Annotated in this window: 5 protein-coding genes and 5 pseudogenes; 6 read left to right on the top strand and 4 right to left on the bottom strand. The window is 73.5% G+C overall.

Annotated features, from left to right (window positions below):
- Positions 1-155 precede the first annotated feature (155 nt).
- The 3 genes from JGS22_RS22740 (at position 156) to JGS22_RS22730 (ending at position 7,614) form a co-directional block, all read left to right on the top strand.
- Entirely contained in the window at positions 156-5,468 is a 5,313-nt protein-coding gene (locus tag JGS22_RS22740; RefSeq protein ID WP_211041575.1) for a type I polyketide synthase, read from the top strand.
- A gap of 299 nt (positions 5,469-5,767) precedes the next feature.
- Complete coding sequence (locus JGS22_RS22735; RefSeq protein ID WP_211041576.1) at positions 5,768-6,778, top strand: ABC transporter ATP-binding protein; 1,011 nt, start codon at positions 5,768-5,770, stop codon at positions 6,776-6,778.
- Positions 6,775-7,614, top strand: coding sequence for an ABC transporter permease (locus tag JGS22_RS22730; RefSeq protein ID WP_308405856.1), 840 nt, complete (start codon positions 6,775-6,777; stop codon positions 7,612-7,614). The genes JGS22_RS22735 and JGS22_RS22730 overlap by 4 nt, the downstream gene beginning before the upstream one ends.
- 479 nt (positions 7,615-8,093) lie before the next feature.
- On the opposite strand, the gene JGS22_RS22725 is transcribed toward JGS22_RS22730, so the two are convergent.
- Both JGS22_RS22725 and JGS22_RS27570 read right to left on the bottom strand, forming a co-directional pair.
- Positions 8,094-14,837, bottom strand: a complete 6,744-nt coding sequence (locus JGS22_RS22725; protein ID WP_372454343.1) for an SDR family NAD(P)-dependent oxidoreductase — start codon at positions 14,835-14,837, stop codon at positions 8,094-8,096.
- A 32-nt stretch (positions 14,838-14,869) separates the two neighbouring features.
- Positions 14,870-15,181: pseudogene (locus tag JGS22_RS27570) on the bottom strand (hypothetical protein); the annotation flags it as partial.
- A gap of 148 nt (positions 15,182-15,329) precedes the next feature.
- Between JGS22_RS27570 and JGS22_RS26555 the strand changes: the two are divergent.
- Entirely contained in the window at positions 15,330-16,058 is a 729-nt protein-coding gene (locus JGS22_RS26555) for a polyketide synthase dehydratase domain-containing protein (RefSeq protein ID WP_308405891.1), read from the top strand.
- Positions 16,025-16,096 (top strand): annotated as a pseudogene (locus JGS22_RS27470) (hypothetical protein); the annotation flags it as partial. The gene JGS22_RS26555 and the pseudogene JGS22_RS27470, both read left to right, overlap by 34 nt.
- Positions 16,097-16,198: 102 nt before the next feature.
- Here the strand turns inward: JGS22_RS27470 and JGS22_RS22715 are convergent.
- Positions 16,199-21,803 (bottom strand): annotated as a pseudogene (locus JGS22_RS22715) (SDR family NAD(P)-dependent oxidoreductase); the annotation flags it as partial.
- 13 nt (positions 21,804-21,816) lie between these two features.
- Positions 21,817-23,958, bottom strand: a pseudogene (locus JGS22_RS22705) (KR domain-containing protein); the annotation flags it as partial.
- A gap of 295 nt (positions 23,959-24,253) precedes the next feature.
- Between JGS22_RS22705 and JGS22_RS22700 the strand changes: the two are divergent.
- A pseudogene (locus JGS22_RS22700) lies at positions 24,254-25,348 on the top strand (type I polyketide synthase); the annotation flags it as partial.

Here is a 25,348-nt window from a genome sequence, read left to right as displayed (position 1 = left end):
GCCGGCGGCCGGAGGCGGTCGCCGGCCCGCACCCGTTCCCCGCCCGGGCCGCTCCGCGCCGCTTCCCCGGGCATCTCTAGGGAAAACACGGCCCGCGCGGCAAGAGTCTGGAGCGGTTCTCTCTCCATGACGGCGACGCTCGACCCCCGGGAGTGATGGTGCCCGTCCACACCCACGACTATCTGATCGATCCCCGCGGTCGCGCCCTGGACGGGCTGACCCTGCCCGAGGTGTTCGACGCAGCCGTGCGCCGGAGCGGCGACTCCGTCGCCCTGCTCGCCGACGACCGCACACTGACCTGGAACACCTGGCGCACCGAGGTGGACGCGCTCGCACGCGGCCTCCAGGCCGCCGGAGTGGCCCCCGGCGACGTACTCGCCCTGCATCTGCCCAACTGCTGGGAGTACCTGACGCTGCATCTGGCGGCGGCCTCCATCGGCGCCGTCACCATGCCGGTCCACCAGGGCAACGCCGCCGTCGACGTGCGGGCGCTCCTGGAGCGGGTCCAGCCCGCCGCCGTCGCGCTGCCGCCGCGCCCCCGGGAGGAGGCGGGCCCGCTCTCCGCGACCGCGCTGCGCGAGGCGCTGCCCTCGCTGCGGGCCGTGCTGGTCGCCGGGGACGAGGCCGCGCCGGGCGAGGAGACCGTCACCGGTCTCCTCGCCCGGTGGGCCGGACAGCGACCCGAACCCGTCGACGTGCGGCCCGAGTCGCCGTTCGTGCTGCTGCCGTCCTCCGGCACCACCTCGGCGCGACCCAAGATCTGTCTGCACTCGCACGACACGCTGCTCACCAACTCGCGGGCGGCCACCGAGGATTCGGCGGAGGCGTTCGCGGGGACCGTACTGACCGCGTGCCCGCTGACCCACTGCTTCGGACTCCAGTCGGTGTACTCGGCGCTCTTCCGCTCCGGGCGGCACGTGCTGCTGCGCACCTGGGACGGCGAGCGGTTCATGGAGCTGGCCGGTCGGCACAACCCGACCATGGTCGTCGCGGTGCCCGCACAGCTGCACGACATCGTGACGCGGGCAAGGCAACTGCCGGACAGCGGCGGGCTGCGGCCCGCTCGAATTCTCACGGCCGGCGCCGCACTGCCGCCCGCGCTGGTGCGCGAGGTGCGGCAGACACTGGACACCACGCTGTTGGTGGTGTGGGGCATGTCGGAGGCGGGCAACGGCACCAGCAGCCTGGCCGCCGACCCGCCGGAGGTGGCCTCCGGCAGCGTGGGCCGGCCCGTACGCGACTCCGAGATGCGGGTCATCGGCGAGGACGGGCTGCCGTGCCCGCCCGGCGAACCGGGCGAGCTGCAGTACCGCGGGCACACCCTGTTCCACGGCTACTACGGGGAACCGGAGTTGACCCGCTCGGTGCTGACCGAGGACGGCTGGCTGCGCACCGGCGACCTCGCCTCGATCGGCGCCACCGGGCTCGTCTCCTTCCACGGCCGGTCGGCGGAGCTGATCAACGTGGGCGGCCGCAAGTTCAACGCGGTGGAGATCCAGACCCTGCTCGCGGAGATGCCGGACATCGGCCCGCTCGCCGTCGTCGCCCGACCCGATCCGCGGCTGGGCGAGTACCCGGTCCTGGTGGTCACCGAGCGGGCCGCGCCGATCGACGCGCCCTCGGCGTCCGGCACGTCGGCGTCCGGCACTTCGGCGACCGGCACTTCGGCGACCGGCACTTCGGCAGCGTCCGGCACCTCGGGGCGCGGCACCGTGTCGCTCCGGGACGTCACGGCGTTCCTGCGCGCGTCCGGGACCGCCGAGTACAAGATTCCGCTGGAGGTCGTGGCGCTCCCCGCGCTGCCCCTCACTCCAGCCGGGAAGGTCCACCGTCGGTCGCTCGAACAGCACCTCGCCCAGACCGCCGAACAGCCCGCCGTCGGCGGGGAGCACACGCCGCGCCCGACCCTGCGGGACGCGCTGGGACTGGTCGTCGAGGCCGTCACCGAGGTGCTGGCCGCCGTACCGGGCGAGGACGCCCCGGGCGCCCCGATCGGACCCGACGTCACCTTCCGCGCCCACGGCCTGGACTCGGTCGCCTCCGTACGGCTGCGCAACGCCCTCGCCGAGGCGACCGGGCTGCCCCTGCCCGCCGGACTCGCCTTCGACTTCCCCACTCCGCAGGCGCTGGCCCGCGAACTGGCCGGCCTCAACGGGCCGCAGGCCGCGGAGACCGCACGGCCCACGGCCCCCGACGAGCCCGTCGCGATCGTCTCCATGGCCTGCCGGCTGCCCGGCGGCGCCAGCTCGCCCGAGGCGCTCTGGGAGCTGCTGCGGGACGGCACCGACGCCGTCACCGGCTTCCCCGAGGACCGCGGCTGGGACCTCGACGCCCTCTTCGCCGACACCCCCGAGGGCGACGACGCCCCCGGCACCTCGGTGGCCCGCGAGGGCGGGTTCCTGCGCGACGCCGCCCACTTCGACGCCGGGTTCTTCGGGATGTCGGCGCGCGAGGCGCTCGCCACCGACCCGCAGCAGCGGCTGCTCCTGGAGATCGCCTGGGAGGCCGTCGAACGCGCCAGGCTCGACCCGGCGGCCCTGCGGGACAGCCGGACCGGCGTGTTCACCGGCGCGATGTACCACGACTACGCGGCGGGCGCCGCCGACCCGTCGGGCGAGCTGGAGAGCCTGCTGCCGGTGGGCACCGCGGGCGGCGCGCTCTCCGGCCGGATCGCCTACACCCTCGGGCTGAACGGCCCCGCCCTCACCGTCGACACCGCCTGCTCCTCGTCCCTGGTCGCCCTGCACCTGGCGTGCCGCTCGCTGCGTTCCGGTGAGTCGGACCTGGCGCTGGCGGGCGGGGTCGCGGTGATGTCCACGCCCGCCGCCTTCGTCGGCTTCTCCCGGCTGCGGGGCCTGTCCCCCGACGGCCGCTGCAAGTCCTTCGGCGACGGCGCCGACGGCGCGGCCTGGTCGGAAGGGGCCGGGCTGCTCGTCCTGGAACGGCTCTCCGACGCCCGCCGCAACGGCCACCCCGTCCTCGCCGTGATCCGCGGCTCCGCCGTCAACCAGGACGGCGCCTCCAACGGGCTCACCGCCCCCAACGGGCCCGCCCAGCAGCGGGTTGTCCGGCAGGCCCTCGCCGACGCGGGCGTCGGCGCCGCCGAGGTCGACGCCGTCGAGGCGCACGGCACCGGCACCACCCTCGGCGACCCGATCGAGGCCGAGGCACTGCTGGCCACCTACGGACGCGAGCGGCCGGACGGACGGCCGCTGTTCCTCGGCTCCGTCAAGTCCAATCTGGGCCACACGCAGGCCGCCGCGGGCGCCGCCGCCGTGATGAAGATGGTGCTGGCCCTGGAACACGAGCACCTCCCGCGCACCCTGCACGCGGACACCCCGACCACCCGGGTCGACTGGAGCCCCGGCTCCGTAAGGCTGCTGTCCGAGGCGCGGGACTGGCCCCGCACGGACGGCCGGCCGCGCCGGGCCGGGGTCTCGTCCTTCGGCATCAGCGGCACCAACGCGCACCTGGTCCTGGAGGAGGCGCCCGCCGCCGACCCCGCCCAGGGCGCCCCCGCGGGCGACGCGGGCGGACGTCCCGTGGCGCCGTGGCTGGTGTCGGCGAAGGGCCCGGACGCGCTGCGCGGACAGGCCAGGCGGCTCGCCGGGTACGCCGCCGCGCATCCGGAGGTCTCCGCCGCGGACATCGCCCACTCACTCCTCACCACCCGCGCCGTCCACTCCCACACGGCCGTGCTGACCGGCTCGGACCGGGCCGGACTCCTCGCGTCCGCCGAAGCGTTCGCGCGCGGCGAGACGCCGGGGAGCGCCGGACGCGGTCCGCTGGGCGGCAGCCGGGAGACGGCGTTCGTCTTCACCGGGCAGGGCAGTCAGCGCCCGGGCATGGGCCAGGGGCTGGCCGCGGCGTTCCCGGTCTTCGACAGCGCACTGCGCGAGGTGTGCGCGCTCCTCGACCCGCTCCTGGAGCGGCCGTTGACCGAGGTGCTGCGAGCCGCCCCGGAGAGCACGGACGCCGCGCTGCTGGACCGCACCGCGTACGCACAGCCTGCCCTGTTCGCCTTCGAGGTCGCCCTGTACCGGCTCCTGGAGTCCTGGGGCGTGGTCCCCGACCGGCTGGTCGGGCACTCGGTCGGCGAGATCGCTGCCGCGCAGGTCGCCGGGGTGCTGTCGCTCGCCGACGCCTGTGCCCTGGTCGCGGCACGCGGACGACTGATGGAGGCGCTGCCGCCGGGCGGCGCGATGGTGGCGGTGCGCTGCTCCGAGGCGGAGGCGGGCGCGCTCCTCGCGGAGTGCGCCCCGGAGGTCGTGGTGGCCGCCGTCAACGGTCCGTCCTCCGTGGTGCTGTCCGGCGCCGAGGACGCGGTGGCCGCGCTGGTCGCCGAGGCCGCAGCGCACGGTCACAAGACCCGGCGGCTGGTGGTCAGCCATGCCTTCCACTCGCCGCTGATGGATCCGATGCTCGCCGAGTTCCGGGCGACGGTCGCCGGGCTCACCTTCGCGGCGCCCGCGCTGCCGGTCGTCTCCGGTGTGACCGGCAGGCCGCTCACCGCGCAGGAGGCGGTCGACCCGGAGCACTGGGTGCGGCACGCCAGGGACACCGTCAGGTTCGCCGACGCGGTGGCGAGCCTCGACGCCGAACACACCTCCGTGTACGTCGAGTTGGGCCCGGAGGCGGCCCTCACCCCGATGGTCGGCGAGTGCCTCGGCGACCGCGATCCCGACACCGCGCCCACCGTCCTGCCGGTGCTGCGCGGCGGCACCGACGAGGCCGGGTCCGCGCTCGCCTGCGCGGTCCGTCTGCACGCGCTCGGGCTGCCCGTGGACTGGCGGGCGGCGCCGGCGGGCGCGGGGACGGTGACGCTGCCCACGTACGCCTTCCAGCACGAGGCGTACTGGCTGGCGTCGGTGCCGCTGGGCGCCGTCGCCACCGGGCCGCTCCCGGCCGGCGCGGGAGCGGCCGGGGCAGGAGCGGCCGGCGCGCGCCCCGAGCTGGCCGAGCGGCTGGCCGGGCTCACCGACGCCGAGGCCGAGGGCCTGGTCACGGAGCTGGTCCGGGGTGAACTCGCGGCGGTGACCGGCGGTGCACTGCCGTCCGACACGGGAGCCGATCTGGCCTTCACCGAGCTGGGGGTCACCTCGGTCACCGCCGTGGAGCTGCGCAACCGGCTGACCGCCGCCACCGGTGTCCGGCTGCCGCCCACCCTGGTCTTCGACCACCCCTCCCCCGGCGCGGTGGCCCGTCTGGTGTGCGACGCGCTGCGGGACACCGGCCCGCACCCCCGTCGTGACCCGACCGCCCTGGTGGACGAGTTGGAGGCGCTGCTCGTATCCGGCGCGACCGTCGACTCGGACACCGCGGCCCGGCTGCGGGCCCTGGCGAGCCGCTGGGGGCCGTCCCGGGGCGGCGCCCAGGGCCATGGCACGGGCCAGGGCACGGCCACCGTCGACGTGGCCGACGCGTCCGACGAGGAGCTGTTCCGCCTCATGGACGGCGACCCGGCGTGACCGCCCCGCGCCGACCGGCCCCGTACGGCCGCAGGGCCGGGTGCGGCCCGTCCCGCGGAGGGCCGCACCCGGCGGCAGCGTTCCGGCGGGGCAGGGGCCCCTGTCCCCACCGCCCGGGAGCCCGGGGCGCGGCGGCCCGCGGTCCCGGCGCCTGAGCCGGCCGTGACCGGCCACGATCGTCAGCCCCCCGCCCTCCGCGGGCGGGGCCCCTCGCACGCGGGGGCCCGGCGTACGGGCCCCCGTCGCCCAACCGGCCGGTGATCCACCGTCCGCACCACCCACCAGCGGGAGTACATCTCATGAGCGGGCTCCTCACGCCCCCTGTCACCCGGCCGGGACCGGCGCCGGGCTCCGGTTCCGGAGACCTGATGATCGAGGTGGAGAACGTCACCAAGTCGTTCGGCTCGGTCCACGCACTGGACTCGGTGAGCGTCACCGCCCCGCGCGGCACGGTCCTCGGGCTCCTCGGCCACAACGGCGCAGGCAAGACCACTCTGGTCAACATCCTCACCACGGCTCTGCCGCTCACCTCGGGGCGGGCCAGCGTGGCGGGCTTCGACCTCGCCGACAAACCCGTCGAGATCCGCCGCAGAATCGGTCTGACCGGGCAGTTCGCCTCGGTGGACGGCCAGCTCAGCGGCCGCAAGAACATCGTGCTCATCGCCCGGTTGCTCGGCGCGGGACGCCGAGCAGCCGCAGCGCGCGCCGACGAGCTGCTCGAACTGTTCGGCCTGACCGATGTCGCCGACCGGCGGGCGAGCAGCTACTCGGGCGGACTGCGGCGGCGGCTCGACCTCGCGGTGTCGCTGGTCGGCGCCCCGGACGTGCTGTTCCTCGACGAGCCGACCACCGGACTCGACCCGACCAGCAGGCTCAACCTGTGGGAGATCGTCGAGGGTCTGGTCCGGCAGGGCACCACCGTGCTCCTGACGACGCAGTACCTGGAGGAGGCCGACCGGCTCGCGGACACCATCACGGTGCTGTCCGAGGGGCGGGTGGTGGCCGCCGGAACGGCGGCCGAGCTGAAGGCGACCGTCGGGCGCCGCACGGTCACCCTCACCCTGGACACCGGCGAGGACCTGGTCAGGTCGCGCGCGGCCCTGCGCGCCGCGGGCTTCGCCGCGGTCAACGGGGAGGACGAGGCGCGCACCCTCGTCGTCCCGACCGAGACCACGCGGGAGATCACGGGCGTCATCAGGACTCTGGACCGGGCGGGCGTCGAGGCGAGCGAGCTGACCTTCGGCGAGCCCAGCCTCGACGACGTGTACCTGGCGCTCGCCGACCGCTCCGCGGTCCGGGCCCCGGCGTGAGCGCCCCGGGTCCGGGGCTGCCGGCGCCCCGGGTCGCGGCCGCCGACCGGCCCGTGTCCGGCGGGAGTTCGCTCTTCGCCCAGATCCGTGTGCTGACCGGGCGGTCGCTTCGCGCCATGGTGACCGACCCGGGCATCGTGCTGTTCGGCCTGATCCAGCCCATCGTGATCCTCTTCGTGCTGACGCAGGTGTTCAGCAAGATGGGGATGCCGCCGCACTTCCCCGAAGGGGTCAGTTACCTCGACTACGTGCTGCCCGCCGTGCTCGTGGACAACGCGGCGCAGTCGGCGATGCAGTCCGGGGTGGGCCTGGTCGAGGACCAGAAGAACGGCATGGTCGCCCGGCTGCGCTCGCTGCCGGTGCACCCGGGAGCGCTGCTCGCGGCACGGAGCCTGGTGGGCCTGGTGCGCAGCGCCGTCCAGGTGCTGGTGATCATGGTGCTGGCGATGACGGTGCTCGGTTACTCGCCGCACGGAGGCATGGCCGAACTGGCGCTCTCCGCCGGTCTGACGCTGTTCATCAGCTTCTCGCTCAGCTGGGCCTTCATCGCGGCCGGTGCCTGGCTGCGACGGGCCGAGCCGCTCCAGAACCTCGCGCTGATCGTCATCTTCCCGCTGATGTTCGCGTCCAGCGCCTACGTTCCGGTCGAGGACCTGCCCTCGTGGCTGCAGGTGGTCGCGAACGTCAACCCGCTGACGTACGCCATCGACGCGACCCGCGCGCTCGCCCTCGACATGCCAGGCCTCGACCACGCCTTCCCCGCCGTGGCGATCTGCGTGGTGATCACCGTGGTCGGCGTGGTGGCCGCCCTGCGCGGCTTCCGCAGGCCCCTCTGACCCCTGCCCCTCCGACCCCCGCGCGAACTCCCTCACGCGCACGGAGGAAGAGGCCCGTGGACGCTGGTCCTCAGCGTCCACGGGCCTCTTCTCATGTTCGGAACCGGTTCCTCCGCGGTGCCCGTTTCCGGTCAGCCGTAGTGGCTCAAACAGACAAGGCGGGCGCATACATCAAGCCAGGGGCCGGTCAGGCAGGCAGAGCTGTCCGATTCCGTACGTTTGAAAGCGGGCGCTGCGAGGCACGGGAACGGGCGCCCGAAGAGGCGCCGAGGCGGCCGGGGCGGCATCCGTTCGGGCAGGGACCGGTGGCCACGGCGACGGCCGGACCGACGCAGCGGCGAAGCCTCCGGCCAGGCGCAGTTGCGAGGGGCGGAGGGCCGGCGGGAAGCAGCCGGGAGCCCTCGGGGCCCGGTGCCCGTGTTCCGGCACCGGGCCCCGAGGGCTCTCCTGGTCAATGCCCGTGTGGGGGCGGGGTTTGGTCAGTCGCGACCCAGCTCGTTGTCGAGCATGTCGAACATGTCCTCGTCGGAGGCCGAGTCGAAGTCGAAGGACTCCTCCTCCTGCGGTGCCGCGCCGCCGCCACTCGCCGCATGTGCCTCGGCGCGCAGGGACTGCCACTTGCCGCGCAGCACCTCCAGCCGTCCCGCGACCTGCTCGAAGAGTTCCGGGCCGGCCGCGACGCCCGCGAACGCCTTCTCCAGCCGGTCCAGTTCGCCCAGGACCGCGCCGAGTCCCTCGGCCGGAGCCGGGGCGACCCTGGCGTACAGGTGGTCGACCAGCTCGCTGGGCGTCGGGTAGTCGAACAGCAGGGTGGCCGGGAGCCGGACCCCGAGCAGGCCGCCGAGCCGGTTGCGGAGTTCGACGGAGGTCAGCGAGTCGAAGCCGAGGTCCTGGAAGGCGCGGGTCGGTTCGACGTCGGCGAGTCCGGCGTGGCCCAGCACGGTGGCGATCTGGCCGCGCACCAGGTCCAGCAGGACTTCCCGGCCCTCGGCGGGGGTGAGCCCGGCGAGGCGCGCGGCGATGTCGGCTGCAGCGGCGGCGCCCCCGGCGGGGGCGGAGCGCCGGCCGTTGACCCGGATCAGCGACCGGAACAGCGGCGGCACCTCGCCCCGGGCGCGCAGGGCGCCCAGGTCCAGCCGGACCGGCAGCAGGTCCGGAGCGTACGTACCGCCGGTGACCGTGTCGAAGAGGGCGAGGCCCTGTTCGGGGGTCATCGGGGGCATGCCCGCCCGGGTCATCCGGGCGATGTCCGCCTCGCCGAGATCGCCGGTCATGCCGCTGCCCCGGGTCCAGGGTCCCCAGGCGAGGGACACCGCGGGCAGCCCGCGCTCGCGGCGGTGGCGGGCCAACGCGTCCAGGAAGGCGTTGCCCGCCGCGTAGTTGGCCTGTCCTGCATTGCCGAGGACTCCTGCCACGGAGGAGAAGAGGACGAACGCGTCGAGCCCCAGCCCCTCGGTCGCCTCGTGCAGGTGCCAGGCCGCGTCCGCCTTGGGCCGCAGCACGTCCGCAAGGCGCTGCGGAGTGAGGGAGTCGACGACTCCGTCGTCCAGGACACCGGCCGCGTGGATCACGGCGCGCAGCGGACGGTCGGCGGGGACGGTCGCGAGGAGCGCATCGACGGCGTCCCGCTCGCCGACGTCGCAGGCCGCGACGGTGACCTCGGCGCCCGACTCCCGCAGGCCGGCGGCGAGTTCGTCCGCGCCGGTGGCGGCCGGACCGCTCCTGCTGACCAGCAGCAGCCCGCGGACGCCGTGTTCGTCGACCAGATGGCGGGCGACTGCGGCGCCCAGGCCGCCGGTCCCGCCGGTGATCAGGACGGTACCGGTCGGGTCCCAGACCGGGACGGTCTCCGCGGTCCCTTCGGTCTTCTCGCCGGCCCCGGAGACGGTGGCCCGGACCAGGCGTGGCGCGAGGAGTCGTCCTTCGCGCACCGCGAGCTGCGGTTCGGCGGAGGCCGCCGCGGCGGCCAGGGCCGACCGGACGTCGGCGCCGGGCTCCAGGTCGAGGAGGGTGAACCGGTCGGGGTGCTCGGCCTGCGCGGCGCGCACCAGCCCCCAGACGGCGGCCGCCGCCGGATCGGTGCCGTCGACGGCGCCCCGGGTGACGACGGTCAGGCGGGCGGCAGCGAACCGTTCGTCGCCCAGCCACTCCTGAACCGCCGCCAGGACCCGGGCGGCCGTGGTGCGGGCGGCCGTCGCGGCGTCCGGGCCGGTGGCGTCCGGGCCGGTGGTGACCGGCAGCAGCACCACGGGAGACAGCTCGTCGAGGTCCGCGGCGCGGGCGACGGTCGGCGCGTCGAGGTCGGCGCCGAGCAGGTCGGCGTCGGGTCCGACGACGGTGAACGGGCCGTCGGCCGGCGCCGCCGTCTCCTCCGCGGTGACCCACTCGACGGTGAACAGGGAGTCGCGGTGGGCTCCGTCTCCGCCGAGCTGGGCGGCGGAGATCGGCCGGGTCACCAGCGAGGCGACCTCGGCGACCGGGGCGCCCGCGAGGTCCGCGACGGCGATGGCGAGAGTGCCGTCGTCGGCGCGGGAGAGCCGCAGCCGGACCGTGGAGGCGCCGACGGCGCGCACCGCCACTCCGTTCCAGGAGAACGGGACGCTGCCGCCCGACCCCTCGCCCTCACCTTCGCCTGCCCCGGCGAGGGCGGTGGCGTGCAGTCCGGCGTCGAACAGCGCGGGGTGCAGGGTGAACCGGCCGCCGTCGGTGCCGTCGGGCAGGGCGGCCTCGGCGAACACCTCGCCGTCCCGGCGCCAGGCGGCCCGCAGCCCCTGGAAGACCGGTCCGTAGCGGAACCCGGCGTCCTCGAACCGCTCGTAGAGCCCGTCGACGTCGAGCGGTTCGGCTCCCTCGGGCGGCCACACGGTCGCGTCGAAGCCGGTGTCCGGCGCGTCGGCAGGTGCGGTTGTCAGGGTGCCGTCGGCGTGCGAGGTCCAGGGCGCGGACGGGTCGTCGGCCGGCCGGGAGTGGACGCCGAGGGTGCGGCGGCCCGACTCGTCGGGGGCTCCGACGCCGACCTGGATCTGGACGGTGCCGCGCTCCGGGAGGACCAGCGGCGCGGCGAGGGTGAGTTCCTCCACGCGGTCGCAGCCGAGGACGTTCCCGGCGTGCACGGCGATTTCCAGCAGGGCGGTGCCGGGGACCAGGACGGCACCCATGACCTGGTGGTCGGCGATCCAGGAGTGGCTGCCCCGGGAGAGCCGTCCGGTGAACAGATACCCCTCGGTGCCCGCCAGTTCCACCGCCGCGCCGAGCAGCGGGTGGTCGGCGGAACCGAGACCCGCGGCCTCGGCGCCCGCGCCGCGCGCCATCAGGTCCTCCGGCCAGTAGCGGCGGCGCTGGAAGGCGTAGGTGGGCAGTTCGGCGCGGCGGGCGCCGAGTCCGTCGAAGAACGCCGCCCAGTCGACGCGGACGCCGTGGCCGTGCAGCCGGGCCAGCGCGTCGACGAGCGCCTCGTCGCCGGGCCCGGTGCGGCGCTGCGCGGCGACCGTGACGGCCTCCTCGGGGAGCGTCTCGCGGGCCATCGCGCAGGCGACGCCGTCCGGGCCGAGTTCGAGGAACCGAGTGGCGCCCGCCGCGCGGAGGGTGGCGACACCGTCGGCAAAGCGGACCGCCTCACGGACGTGCCGCACCCAGTAGTCGGCGGAGCGCAGCTCCTCCTCGCTCGCGGTGGCACCGGTCAGGTTGGAGACGACCGGCAGGACCGGCGGCTGCGGGGAGAGCCCGGCGACGACCGCGCGGAACTCCGCCAACATCGGTTCCATCAGCGGGGAGTGGAAGGCGTGCGAGACGCGCAGAGCGGTCGTGCGTCGGCCCTGCTCCCGCAGGATCGCGGTGATCTTCTCGACGTCCTCGGCGGCGCCGGAAACCACCACGGAGGCGGGCCCGTTGACGGCGGCGACGGAGACCCCGTCGGTGAGGTGTGGCAGCACCTCGTCCTCGGTGGCCTGGAGCGCGGCCATGGCGCCGCCCTCGGGCAGGGCCGCCATCAGCCGGCCGCGCGCGGCGACCAGGGCGCAGGCGTCGGCGAGGGAGAACACCCCGGCGACGTGGGCCGCGGTGATCTCGCCGATGGAGTGCCCGGCCACCAGGTTGGGGGCGACGCCCCAGCACTCGGCGAGCCGGTGCAGGGCGACGCCGAGCGCGAAGAGCGCGGCCTGGGCGTACGCGGTGTTGTCGAGGGCGGCCCGGTCGTCGCCCCACACGACCTCGCGCAGCGGCCGGTCCAGATGCTCGTCGAGTCCGGCGCAGACCGTGTCGAACGCCTCCGCGAAGACCGGGAACCGGTCGTGCAGATCGCGGCCCATGCCGAGCCGCTGGGAGCCCTGTCCGGGGAAGAGGAACGCGAGGAGCCCCTCGCCCACCGTGGTGACGGGTTCCTCGCCCCGGGCGACGGCGCCGAGCGCGGCGAGCAGTTCGTCGCGGCCGGAACCGGTGACGACGACCCGGTGCTCGAACGCGGCCCGGCCGGTGGCGAGCGCGTGGGCGACGTCCAGCGGTCGCGCGGCGGCGTCGGCCGTCAGCCGGGTGTGCAGCCGCTCGGCTTGGGCGCGCAGGGCGTCCTGGTCGCGGGCGGAGAGCAGCCACGGCACGACGGGGGCGTCGGGCGCGGGGGCGTCGGGTGTCTCGGCCGGGCGGGGCGCGGCGGGCGCCTGCTCGACGATGATGTGGGCGTTGGTCCCGCTGATGCCGAACGAGGAGATGCCCGCACGGCGCGGACGTTCCGCACCGGTCCACGGGCGTGCCTCGGTGAGCAGTTCCACCGCGCCGGTGCTCCAGTCGACCTGGTCGCTCGGCGCGTCCACGTTGAGAGTGGCGGGCAGCAGGTCGTTGCGGAGCGCCATCACCATCTTGATGACGCCGGCGACACCGGCGGCGGCCTGCGTGTGCCCGATGTTGGACTTCACCGAGCCGAGCAGCAGGGGCCGGTCCTCGGGGCGGTCCTGCCCGTAGGTGGCCAGCAGGGCCTGGGCCTCGATGGGGTCGCCGAGGGTCGTCCCGGTGCCGTGCGCCTCGACGGCGTCGACCTGGTCGGCGGCGAGCCGGGCGTTGGCGAGGGCCTGCCGGATGACGCGGCGCTGCGAGGGCCCGTTGGGCGCGGTGAGTCCGTTGCTGGCACCGTCCTGGTTGACGGCGGAACCGCGCACCACGGCAAGCACTTCGTGGCCGTTGCGCACGGCGTCGGAGAGCCGTTCGACGACGAGGAAGCCCGCGCCCTCGGAGAAGCCCGTGCCGTCGGCCGCCGCGGCGAAGGACTTGCAGCGGCCGTCGGGGGCGAGGCCGCCCTGGCGTCCGAACTCGGCGAAGACGGCGGGCGTCGACAGCACGGTGACTCCGCCGGTGACGGCGAGGGAGCACTCGCCCTGGCGCAGCGCCTGCACGGCGAGGTGCAGCGCGACCAGCGAGGAGGAGCAGGCGGTGTCCACGGAGACCGCGGGGCCTTCGAGTCCGAGCTTGTAGGAGACGCGTCCGGTGACGACGCTGCCGTTGCCGTCGCTGCCCGGGTAGTCGTGGTACATCACGCCGGCGAAGACGCCGGTCCTGCTGCCCCGGAGGGTGTGCGGGTCGATCCCGGCGCGCTCCAGCGCCTCCCAGGACATCTCCAGGGCGAGACGCTGCTGCGGGTCCATGCCGAGGGCCTCGCGGGGCGAGATCCCGAAGAACCCGGCGTCGAAGTCGGCCGCCCCGTCGAGGAAGCCGCCCTCCCTCGCGTAGAGGCCGTCGGGGTGCCTGGCCTCGGGGTCGCGCAGGATCGACAGGTCCCAGCCGCGGTCCTCGGGGAACGGCACGATCGCGTCGTCGCCGGTGGTCACCAGGCGCCACAGGTCCTCGGGCGAGGAGACGCCGCCCGGGTAGCGGCAGGCCATGCCGACGATGGCGATGGGCTCGTGCCGGGCCGCGGTGAGCCTGCGGTTGTCGCGACGCAGCCGGGCGGTCTCGGCGCGCAGGGCGTCGGTGCCGGGTGCCGTGTCGTCGTCCGTCTCGCTGTCGGGTCCTTCCTCGTCGTCGAGGGTGGCGAGGAGTGCGTCCCGGTCGGTGTCCCGGAGGTCGCCCGCCTCATCGGCGAGTTCCAGCAGGGTGTCCATCAGTCCGGCGTCCCGCAGGCGCCGGGCGGGGATGGCGGACAGGGCGCGGCGGACGCCGTCGTCCTCCCCTGCCGCCGTGGCTCCTTCGCCTGCCACCGGGTGGGCGGCGGCGAGTTCCTCCACGACGACCCGGGTGACGGCGAGGGCGTTGGGGTGGTCGAAGACGAGGGTGGCGGGGAGTCGCAGCCCTGTCTGGGAGTTGAGGTGGTTGCGCAGCTCGGTGGCGGCCAGGGAGTCGAACCCGAGCTCCTGGAAAGCCCGCTCCGCACCGATCGCCTCCGCGGAACCGTGCCCGAGTACGGCGGCGACCTGCGACCGCACCAGATGCAGCACCGCACGATGCCGCTCCGCCCCGGGAAGCGCCGCGAGACGCGCACCCGGCGACGTGCCCTCCGCCGCAGCCGACGCGAGAGCGGCAGACACACGCCGTGCCGGAACCAGACCCCGCAGGAGGGCCGGGGTCTCGTCGGCCCGGGTGCGCAGGGCAGCGGTGTCGACCCGCAACGGAACGACCGTGGCCTCTGGCCGGTCCAGACCGGCGGCGAACAGCGCCAGACCCGCATCGTGGGACAGCACCGGCAAACCCTGCGAAGCCATCCGACGCCGATCCACCTCCGACAAATACTGACCCAACCCCGCACCCACATCCCAGAAACCGAACGCCATCGACGTCGCCACCAAACCCTCAGCACGACGACGCGCAGCCAACGCATCCAAGAACACGTTCGCCGCCGCGTAACTGCCCTGCCCCGCCGTCAACACCAAACCACCAGCCGACGAGAACAACACAAACGCCGCCAAATCCAGCCCAGCCGTCGCCTCGTGCAACCACCACGCCGCATCCGCCTTCGGCCCCAACACCCCATCAAAACGCTCAGAAGTGAGAGCACCGATCAGGCCGTTGTCCCCCACGCCGGCGGCATGCACCACCGCGAGCAGGCCACGATCCGCGACCAGTGTGCCGACCAAGCTCTGCACGGCGTCCCGATCGGAGACGTCGCAGGCCCGCACCTCGGCGGCTGCCCCCAACTCAACCAGTTCGGCGACGAGTTGGTGGGCGCCCGGGGCGTCCAGGCCCCGGCGGGAGGTCAGAACGAGATCACGTACGCCTCGCTCGGCAACCAGATACCGAGCCACTACCGCACCCAAACCACCCGTACCACCCGTGATCAGCACCGCCCCGTCACCATCCAGCGCAGGAACAACACCGTCGACCTCGGGCAGGCGTGCCAACCTCGGCACCAACACCTCTCCCCCACGCACCACAACCTCCGACTCACCCGACACCACAGCCGCAAGCGCCAGATCCAAACCTTCCGCAGGCCCGTCAGGTCGTGCACATCGCCGGGCAGTGCAGGCACCTCTGCCACCGGCACCTGCGGATGCAGCGCGGTGAAGCGGTCCCTGGCGCGCCGCTCCCGTGCGATCACCCGCATCCGCTCGGCGTGCAGCCGCAACAGCCCCGCCGCGTCCGCCTCCACCACCGCCGGATCCGTACGCGTCGGCCCGTCCTTGCCCGCCGGCCCGCCGGTGCGGGGCGGGGAACTCTTTGCCGAGGTGTCGTTGCCGGAGTCGGAGTCGCAGGAGGCGGGCCGGTTCGGTCTGCACCCCGCGCTCCTGGACGCCGCCATGCACGCGGCCATCCTCAACGACAGCAACGCCTCCGACGACGGAGGCATGGACATCCGCGTCGCCGACGTCACCGGAGCCCCGGTCCTGACCGTCGGTTCGATGGTGAGCCGCCCGGTCGACGCCGGCCAACTCGGCACCGCCTCAGCGGAATCGGGTGCGTTGTACGGGACTGAGTGGGTGTCGGTGGCTGCTGGTGTTGCGGGGGTGCCGGTGTGGGCTGAGTGGTCGGAGGTGGCTGAGCCTGGTGGTGTGGTGCCGGGTGTTGTGGCGCTTGTTGCGCCTGTTGGTGGTGCGGGTGATGTGGTGCAGGCTCCGGTGTGGGGTGCGCTGCGTGCCGCTTCGGCCGAGAACCCGGGCCGTTTCGCCGTCGTCGGAGGCGTTGCTGTCGTTGAGGATGGCCGCGTGCATGGCGGCGTCCAGGTCCGGGTCGTCGTCGGCCCCCGCGACGCGGACCGCCGTACGGTCGCCGTCTACTCCCGGCCCGAAGGCACCGAGCAGGACTGGACGATCCATGCGTCCGGTTTCCTGGCGGAGGGTGTGGTTGCTGCGGGGTTCGAGTTGGCGCAGTGGCCTCCGGTGGGTGCGGAAGTGCTGCCGGTGGAGGATGCGTATGAGGTGTTCGGCGAGCGTGGTTACGGTTATGGGCCGGTCTTCCAGGGGCTGAAGGCAGCCTGGGTGCGGGGTTGGACGGTGTGCTTGGTGTGGTGCCGGGTGTGGTGGTGCTGACCGGTCGTCTGTCGGTGGAGGCGCAGCCCTGGCTCGCCGATCACGTGGTGCTCGGCCGGGTGCTGCTGCCCGGCGCGGGCCGTCTCCAGGAGTCGCCGCCAGGAGGTGACCGTCGGACGTCGGCGCAGCAGGGCGCGTCGTTCCCGCTCGGTCATACCTCCCCACACGCCGAACTCCACGCGGTTGTCGAGGGCGTCGGTCTCGGCGCGGCCCTTGCGGGCGGCCGCTACCAGCAGCATCTCGGTGCCGCCGTCGCCGTCCCGGTCGCCGTCGAGGCAGGTGCGGGCCATACCGGTCAGTACCGCCTCGGGGCCGATCTCGACGCAGCGGTCCACGCCCGCGTCGCGCAGGGCGCCGACGCCGTCGGCGAAGCGGACGGCCGCGCGGACGTGGTCGACCCAGTAGTCGGCGGTGCTGAGTTCACCGTCGCGGGCGATCCTGCCGGTCACGTTGGAGACGACGGGCAGTCGCGGCTCGCGGTAGGAGAGCCGTGCCGCGATCTCGCGGAACTCGTCCAGCATCGGGTCCATCAACGACGAGTGGAAGGCGTGCGAGACGCGCAGCGCACTGACCCGCCGGCCCTGCTCACGGAAGTGCCCGACGACCGCCTCGACGGACGCCGCCACACCCGAAATCACCACGGACGAAGGCCCGTTGACCGCAGCCACCGACACGTCCTCGACCGAGTCCAGGTGCGGCAGCACCTCGGACTCCGTAGCCTCGATCGCCGTCATCGAACCCCCTGTCGGGAGCGCCTGCATCAGACGGCCGCGAGCCGCGACCAGAGCGCAGGCGTCCGCCAGCGAGAACACCCCGGCGACATGCGCCGCGGCGATCTCGCCGATGGAGTGCCCGGCAACGAGGTCGGGGGTCACGCCCCAGGCCCCGAGCAGCCGGTGGAGGGCCACCTCGAAGGCGAACAGGGCGGCCTGCGCGTAGACGGTCCGGTCCAGTGTCTCGGCGTCCTCGCCCCAGACGACCTCGCGCAGCGGACGGTCGAGGTGCTCGTCGAGCGCCGCGCACACCGCGTCGAACGCCTCGGCGAACACCGGGTGTCCGGCGTGCAGTTCGCGGCCCATGCCGAGACGCTGCGCGCCCTGCCCGGTGAAGAGGAAGGCGGTCGTGCCGACGGACCGCGCGGTGCCCGACACGACGCCGGGGGCGTCCTCGCCGCTGGCGAGGGCGCGGAGCCCGGTGAGCAATTCCGCCCGGTCGGCCCCCAGCACCGTCGCCCGGGATTCGAGCGCGGTACGGGAGGTGGCCAGCGCGTACGCGATGTCCAGCGGGTCCGCGTCGGGGCGCCGCTCCAGGTCCTCGGCCAGGCGGGCGGCCTGGGCGCGGAGGGCCTCGGGGGTGGCGCCGGCAACGGTCCACGGCAGTACGGCGGGAGCGCGGTCACCGGTCGGGGCGTCCGTCTCCTCGGCGGCCGGGGCGGGCCCCTGCTCCAGGACGACGTGCGCGTTGGTTCCGCTGAGGCCGAACGCCGAGACGCTCGCCCGGCGCGGCTGCCCGGTGATCGGCCACGGCCGTTCCTCGGTGACCAGTTCGGCGCGGCCCTCGGTCCAGTCGACGTGCGGCGACGGGCGGTCGACGTGCAGAGTGCGCGGCACGGTGCCGTGCTCCATCGCCATGACCATCTTGATGACGCCCGCGACACCGGCGGCGGCCTGCGCGTGGCCGATGTTGGACTTGATGGAGCCCAGCAGCAGCGGACGGTCCTCGGGGCGGTCCTGGCCGTAGGTGGCCAGCAGCGCCTGCGCCTCGATCGGATCACCCAGCGTCGTACCCGTACCGTGCGCCTCGACGACGTCCACCTCGGAGGCGGCGAGCCCGGCGCCCTGGAGGGCCTGGCGGATCACGCGCTGCTGAGAGGGGCCGTTGGGTGCGGTGAAGCCGTTGGAGGCTCCGTCCTGGTTGACGGCCGTGCCCTTGACGACGGCGAGCACCCGGTGCCCGTTGCGCACGGCGTCCGACAGCCGCTCGACGAGGAGCACGCCGACGCCCTCGGACCAGCCGACGCCGTCCGCCGCGCCCGCGAACGCCTTGCAGCGGCCGTCGACCGACAGTCCGCGCTGGCGGCTGAACTCGACGAACATGCCGGGCGTCGACATGACGGTGGCGCCACCGGCTACCGCGAGAGAGCACTCCCCCGAACGCAGGGCCTGCACCGCGAGGTGCAGGGCGACCAGGGAGGAGGAGCAGGCCGTGTCCACGGTGACGGCCGGGCCCTCCCAGCCGTAGGTGTAGGAGAGCCGCCCGGAGACCACGCTGCCGCCGGCGGTGCCGGAGGGCGACACGTTCAGCGCGTAGTCGTGGTACATGACGCCCGCGAAGACACCGGTCCGGCTGCCCCGGAGGGTCGCCGGGTCGATGCCGGCCCGCTCCAGCGCCTCCCACGAGGTCTCCAGCAGCATGCGCTGCTGCGGGTCCATGTAGAGGGCCTCGCGCGGCGAGATGCCGAAGAACCCGGGGTCGAACTGGGCCGCGTCGTGCAGGAAGCTTCCGCGCCGCGTGTAGCTCTTGCCCTCCTTGCCCGGCTCCGGGTCGTAGAGGTTCTCGATGTCCCAGCCCCGGTCGCCCGGCAGGTCGGAGACGGTGTCGACACCGTCCTCGAGCAGCCGCCACAGCTCCTCGGGGGTGGTCACCCCGCCCGGGTAGCGGCACGCCATGCCGACGATCGCGATGGGCTCGTCGTCGATGCGGTCACCCGCACCGACCCGTACCGGTTCAGCCGTCCGCACGGTCTCGCCGGCGAGGCGGGAGGTGATGTGCTCGGTGACGGCGAGGGCGTTGGGGTGGTCGAAGACGAGGGTGGCGGGGAGTCGCAGCCCTGTCTGGGAGTTGAGGTGGTTGCGCAGCTCGGTCGCGGCCAGGGAGTCGAACCCGAGCTCCTGGAAAGCCCGCTCCGCACCGATCGCCTCCGCGGAACCGTGCCCGAGTACGGCGGCGACCTGCGACCGCACCAGATGCAGCACCGCACGATGCCGCTCCGCGCCGGAAAGCCCCGCAAGACGGGCACCCGGCGAGGACGAACCATCAGCCGAAGCCGACGCGAGAGCGGCAGACACACGCCGTGCCGGAACCAGACCCCGCAACAGGGCCGGGGTCTCGTCGGCCCGGGTGCGCAGGGCAGCGGTGTCGACCCGCAACGGAACGACCGTGGCCTCTGGCCGGTCCAGACCGGCGGCGAACAGCGCCAGACCCGCATCGTGGGACAGCACCGGCAAACCCTGCGAAGCCATCCGACGCCGATCCACCTCCGACAAATACTGACCCAACCCCGCACCCACATCCCAGAAACCGAACGCCATCGACGTCGCCACCAAACCCTCAGCACGACGACGCGCAGCCAACGCATCCAAGAACACGTTCGCCGCCGCGTAACTGCCCTGCCCCGCCGTCAACACCAAACCACCAGCCGACGAGAACAACACAAACGCCGCCAAATCCAGCCCAGCCGTCGCCTCGTGCAACCACCACGCCGCATCCGCCTTCGGCCCCAACACCCCATCAAAACGCTCAGACGACAGGTCACCGATCAGGCCGTTGTCCCCCACACCCGCCGCATGCACCACCGCAAGCAGACCACGACCCGCCACCAGTGAGCCCACCAGACCCTGCACAGCGTCCCGATCGGAGACGTCACAGGCCCGCACCTCCACCGCGGCACCCAACTCGACCAGCTCAGAGACCAGTTGGTGGGCCCCCGGGGCGTCCAGGCCCCGGCGGGAGGTCAGAACGAGATCACGTACGCCTCGCTCGGCAACCAGATACCGAGCCACTACCGCACCCAAACCACCCGTACCACCCGTGATCAGCACCGCCCCGTCACCATCCAGCGCAGGAACAACACCCTCGGCCTCGGGCAAACGCGCCAACCTCGGCACCAACACCTCTCCCCCACGCACCACAACCTCCGACTCACCCGACACCACAGCCGCCAAAGCCAGATCCAAACCATCCACGGAACCGTCCGCAGCAGCTTCCAGATCCACGACGGCGAAACGGCCCGGGTTCTCGGCACACGCGGCACGCAGCGCACCCCACACCGGAGCCTGCACCACATCACCCGCACCACCAACAGGCGCAACAAGCGCCACACCACGCGTCACCACCACCAAACGCGACGCGGCGAACCGCTCATCAGCCAGCCACGAACGCACCACACCAAGCACACCGTCCAACACCGCACGCACACCCACCGGCACATCCACCCCGACACCCGGCACCACACGCAACACCACCACACCCGGCACCACACCACCGGACTCCACCACCTCCGACCACTCAGCCCACACCGGCACACCCGCAACACCAGCAGCCACCGACACCCACTCAATCCCGTACAACGCACCCGCGGTACCGGACGCGGCGCCGAGCTGTTCGGCCGAGACCGGTCGACTCGCGAGGGAGCCGACGGTCAGGACCGGAGCTCCGGTGACGTCGGCGACGGAGAGAGAGACCGCGTTGCCGTCGAGCTTCCCGACGCGGACGCGGACGGCGGTGGCGCCGACGGCGTGCAGGGAGACGTTGTTCCAGGCGAACGGGACGACGGTGTCACCGTCGACATCGTTCAGAATGCCGGCGTGCATGGCGGCGTCCAGGAGCGCGGGGTGCAGACCGAACCGGCCCGCCTCCTGCGACTCCGACTCCGGCAACGACACCTCGGCGAAGAGCTCCCCGCCCCTCAGCCACGCTGCCTTCAGCCCCTGGAAGACCGGCCCATAACCGTAACCACGGTCACCGAACACCTCATACGCATCCTCCACCGGCAGCACCTCCGCACCCGCCGGAGGCCACTGCGCCAACTCGAACCCCGCAGCAACCACACCCTCCGCCAGGAAACCGGACGCATGAGTCGTCCACGGCGCGTCCGCCTCGCCCTCGGCGCGGGAGTAGATCGCGAACGTCCGACGCTCGTCGAGCTGCGGGCCCGCGACGACACGGACCTGGAGGCCGCCGTCCTCGGGCAGCACCACAGGGGCGGCGAGGGTCAGTTCCTCAAGGGTTGCGCAGCCCGCCGCGTCGGCGGCGGCGAGGGCCAGTTCCACCAGGCCCGCGCCGGGCAGCAGCACCCGGCCGAGCACCACGTGATCGGCGAGCCAGGGCTGCGCCTCCACCGACAGACGACCGGTCAGCACCACACCACCGGAATCCGGCAGCGTCACCACCGCACCCGCCGCCGCATCCGCCCGCGTACCGGCCGCCTCCGTACGCACCGCCGGACAGCCCGGCGGGAACGGCCCGGTGCCGGGCGCCGACTGCCACGCGCTCGCCGTGCGACTGCTGCGCGCCGACACGCAACAGTCTGCCGCCGTGCGGCAGTTGGCCGACCGGATGGCCGCTCACCACTCGGTGGCCGGCTGGTCCGAGGAGGTGCCGTGCGGTTCGGAGGAGCCCGCCGCGCAGCAGCGCCGCAGCCACCTCACCGATCGAGTGACCGGCCACGAACTCCGGCCGCACACCCCACGACTCCACCAGACGGAACAGAGCCACCTCAACGGCGAACAGACCCGCCTGCGCAAACTCCGTCCAGTTCAGGACCTCGGCGTCCTCACCCCACACCACCTCACGCAGCGAGCGCTCCAGATGCGCGTCAAGACCCGCACACACCGCATCGAACGACTCCGCGAACACCGGGAAACGCACATACAACTCACGGCCCATACCCAGACGTTGCGAACCCTGACCCGAGAAGAGGAACGCCGTACCGCCGGTACGGGCGGCACCGACGACGGCCGCGGAGTGAGGCTCGCCGTCAGCGAATCGAACCCGAGATCCCGGAACGCGCGGTTCGGGTCGACGATCTGGGCACCCGAGTGACCGAGCACCACGGCGATCTGACCGCGCACGAGGTCGAGCATGGTCTCGCGGCGTTCCGTCTCACCGAGGCCGGCGAACTGACCGTCCCCGCGTACTGGGTGACCCGATCGAGGCGCAGGCGCTGCTGGCCACCTACGGTCAGGGCCGCGGGGCACCCGTTGCTCAGCGCCGCCGTCGAACTCTCCGACAGCGGCGGCCTGTTGCTCACCACCCGACCCAGACCACCCGTACCACCCGTCACAAGGACAGCCCCGTCCCCACGACTCCAGTCCGGACCCTCCGTCTCACCCGCGGCCACCCGGGCCAGGCGGGGCACCATCACGCGGCCGTCGCGCACAGCCGTCTCCGGCTCACCGCTCGCGGCGGCAGACAGCACAAGAGCGGGGTCCGAGCCCTCCGCCACATCCAACAGAGCGAAACGACCCGGGTGTTCGGACACCGCCGAACGCACCAGACCCCACACCGACGCACCAGCCAGATCAGCCCCGTCCACCACACCCGACGTCACCAACACCAACCGAGAACCGGCAAACCGCTCCTCGCCCAACCACCCACGCACCAAACCAAGAGCACGCCCAGCAGCCCCATGCACCTCACCAACCACCCCACCCGAAGCACCAGCACCGTCGCCGGCACCGACCCCGACGAGCACCGTCCCCGGCACCTCCTCAGCGACGGAAAGCGCATCCAGATCCGCGAAAAGGACACCCGGCAGCTCCGGGAGGTCCGCACCCAGGAGCCCCACCGCAGGCGCGTCGGCGGGAGCGGTGGCCGGGATCCAGTCCACGCGGTACAGCGCGTCGCGAGTCGGGGAGTTGAGCTCTGTCGTGGCCAGCGGGCGCACCGTCAGGGCCTGCACGGAGGCGACGGGCTCACCGGCGGGATCGGTGAGTTCCAGACCCATGGTGCCGTCGGCGTCCCGGGTGAGCCTGACCCGCAGGGCGGTGGCTCCGGACGCGTGGAGGCCGACGCCCGCCCACGAGAACGGGACTCCGCCCCGGCCGTCGTCGTCGATCGCGAAGGCGTGCAGCGCGGCGTCGAACAGGGCCGGGTGCAGGCCGAAGGAGGCGGCGTCCGACTCGTCGTCGAGTGTGATCTCGGCGAAGAGGGCGTCGCCGCGCCGCCAGGCGGCGCGCAGCCCCTGGAAGGCGGGACCGTAGGCGAACCCGGCCTCGGCGAGGCGGTCGTAGCACTCGGTGACGTCGACCGGGGTGGCGTCGCGCGGCGGCCACAGGGTGGCGTCGAAGTCCGTGGGGGACACGGCTTCGGGGGCCAGAATTCCGGTGGCGTGGACGGTCCACGAGGTGTGTGTGTCGTCGTCCTCGGCCCGGGCGTGCACGCCGAGGGTGCGGCGGCCGTCCTCGTCCGGGGTGCCGACCCGTACCTGTATCTGGACCCCGCCGCGCTCGGACAGGACCAGGGGCGCGGAGAGGGTGAGTTCCTCGACGGAAGCGCAGCCCACCTCGTCTGCGGCGCGCACGGCCATCTCCAGCAGCGCCGTGCCGGGCACCAGGACGGCGCCCCGGACGACGTGGTCGGCGAGCCACGGCTGGGCCTGCGCCGACAGTCGTCCGGTCATCACCAGGCCGTCGTCGTCGGCGAGTTCGACAGCCGCGCCGAGCAACGGGTGCCCGGCCGCGTCGAACAGCGCGACACCCTCCTCCGCAGTCACCGCAGGCAGACCCGAACGCGCAATCCGCCGCCGATCCGTCTCCGACAACGCCTCCGTCATCCCCGCATCCTGCGACCACGGACCCCACACCAACGACACACCCGACAAACCAAGACCACGCCGATACGCAACCAACCCATCAAGGAACGCATTCCCCGCCGCATACGCACCCTGACCCGCACTACCAAACGTCCCCGCCACCGACGAGAAGACGACGAAGGCGTCGAGGTCCAGGCCCTCGGTCGCGCGGTGCAGGTTCCAGGCCGCGTCCACCTTCGGGCGCAGGACCTTCGCCAGCCGCTCGGGGGTCAGCGACTCGACCATGCCGTCGTCGAGAACGCCCGCGGTGTGCACGACCGCACGCACCTCGTACCGCGACACCAACTCCGCCGTCAACCCGGCCACACCCTCGGCCGACCGGTCTGGAACACCAGGACGTACGTGCTGGACGGCACGCTGGCCCCGGCTCCCGTGGGCAGCAGCGGCGAGCTGAGTGTCGCCGGAGGGCGGCGAGGTCGCCGGTGCGGTAGAGGCGGGAGCCCGCGGGGCCGTAGGGGTCGGCGACGAAGCGCTCGGCGGTGAGGGCGGGCCGGCCGAGGTAGAGCTCGCCGCTGCTGCCCACGGGAGCCGGGGCCAGCGTGCCGTCCAGCACGTACGTCCTGGTGTTCCGGCTGATGTTCAGTCCCTCGATTTCCCTGTTGACGGGACCGTCCTCGTGACGGGTGGTACGGGTGGTCTGGGTCGGGTGGTGGCTCGGCATCTGGTCGTTGAACACGGTGTGCGGGATCTGTTGTTGGTGAGCCGCAGTGGGCGGTCGGCCGAGGGTGTGGCCGGGTTGACGGCGGAGTTGGTGTCGCGGTACGAGGTGCGTGCGGTCGTGCACACCGCGGGCGTTCTCGACGACGGCATGGTCGAGTCGCTGACCCCCGAGCGGCTGGCGAAGGTCCTGCGCCCGAAGGTGGACGCGGCCTGGAACCTGCACCGCGCGACCGAGGGCCTGGACCTCGACGCCTTCGTCGTCTTCTCGTCGGTGGCGGGGACGTTTGGTAGTGCGGGTCAGGGTGCGTATGCGGCGGGGAATGCGTTCCTTGATGGGTTGGTTGCGTATCGGCGTGGTCTTGGTTTGTCGGGTGTGTCGTTGGTGTGGGGTCCGTGGTCGCAGGATGCGGGGATGACGGAGGCGTTGTCGGAGACGGATCGGCGGCGGATTGCGCGTTCGGGTCTGCCTGCGGTGACTGCGGAGGAGGGTGTCGCGCTGTTCGACGCGGCCCTCGTTTCGGGCGAGCCGGTCGTCCTCCCCGTCCACCTCGACCTCGCCGCCCTCCGGGCACAGGGCGAGATACCGCCGCTGCTGAGCGGCCTGATCAGGACGCCGGTCCGTCGGGCCGCGGCGGGAGCGGGAGCGGCCACTGCCACCGGACTCGCCGCCCGCCTCGCCGGCCTCGGTGAGACGGAACGCCGCGAGACCATGCTCGACCTCGTGCGCGGTCAGATCGCCGTGGTGCTCGGTCACTCGGGTGCCCAGATCGTCGACCCGAACCGCGCGTTCCGGGATCTCGGGTTCGATTCGCTGACGGCGGTCGAGCTGCGGAACCGGCTCGGTACGGCGACGGGCCTGCGGCTGCCCGCGACCGTCGTCTTCGACTACCCCACCGCCGAACTCCTCTCCGGCCACCTCCTGGACAGCGTCCTCGGCATCGAGGCCGCGACCGCGATCCCGGTGTCGGCGCTGCCCTCGGTGGCGGACGACCCGATCGTCATTGTCGGTATGGCGTGCCGTTATCCGGGTGGGGTT

The sequence above is a fragment of the Streptomyces tardus genome (assembly GCF_018101125.2).
GTDB lineage: Bacteria > Actinomycetota > Actinomycetes > Streptomycetales > Streptomycetaceae > Streptomyces > Streptomyces tardus.
The sequence above is the reverse complement of the archived record's forward strand: the minus strand, read 5'-3'. Positions and strand labels throughout refer to the sequence as shown.

What these genes read in the sequence shown, in the direction of transcription:
- JGS22_RS26555 (WP_308405891.1), top strand. Translation starts at nt 15,330, where the DNA reads ATGCACGCGGCCATCCTCAACGACAGCAACGCCTCCGACGACGGAGGC.
- JGS22_RS22735 (WP_211041576.1), top strand. Translation starts at nt 5,768, where the DNA reads ATGAGCGGGCTCCTCACGCCCCCTGTCACCCGGCCGGGACCGGCGCCG.
- JGS22_RS22740 (WP_211041575.1), top strand. Translation starts at nt 156, where the DNA reads ATGGTGCCCGTCCACACCCACGACTATCTGATCGATCCCCGCGGTCGC.